This window comes from Streptococcus danieliae, assembly GCF_009767945.1.
GTDB classification, from domain to species: Bacteria; Bacillota; Bacilli; order Lactobacillales; family Streptococcaceae; genus Streptococcus; species Streptococcus danieliae.
In genome coordinates this window covers 1-525 of sequence record NZ_WSRS01000194.1, presented here as the reverse complement: position 1 = coordinate 525, position 525 = coordinate 1, and the positions used below count along the sequence as shown (strand labels likewise).

The 525-nt window shown below is 40.6% G+C and carries 1 protein-coding gene; it reads right to left on the bottom strand.

Annotated features, from left to right (window positions below):
- Positions 1–165: 165 nt before the first annotated feature.
- A partial coding sequence (locus E5983_RS09415; protein ID WP_160332692.1) for an IS66 family transposase occupies positions 166–525 on the bottom strand: 360 nt, incomplete at its 5' end.

Genomic DNA, 525 nt, shown 5'->3' with positions numbered 1-525 from the left:
CCCCCACCACAGGGAAAGCATCTCATAGAAATTCGAAAGAAGCCGGATTCGGATTGACGTTAAAACCATCTCAACACCCTTATTAAAAAGTAAGCGCCCAATAACAGGGTACATCAAAAAACCTCCAAGATTGTAAGCAGCTTGCTTTGAATCTTGGAGGTTTCTTTAACGACAATGCTCTTGTATTTGTTTTGCCCATGGTAAATAAGCCTCTAGAACCTCCTTTTTTTCGAGAGTCTCCTCGTTTGGTAAATGTTCTAGTAGGAAAACTATATATTTTTCACTGTCCACTTGGTGGAGTTTGGCTGTCTCAATTAGAGTCATAATAATCGCACTAGACTCTGCTCCCCCTAAACTCTGGGAGAACAACCAATTCTTGCGTCCCATTACTAAGGATTTGATTGCTCTTTCTGCCAAATTATTGGATAGAACGAGACGTCCATCCTCTAGTACAGTTTTGAATGTGGACTCATAATCCAAACTGTATTTGAGAGCACGTCCTAACTTGGATTCTGGTAAGACATA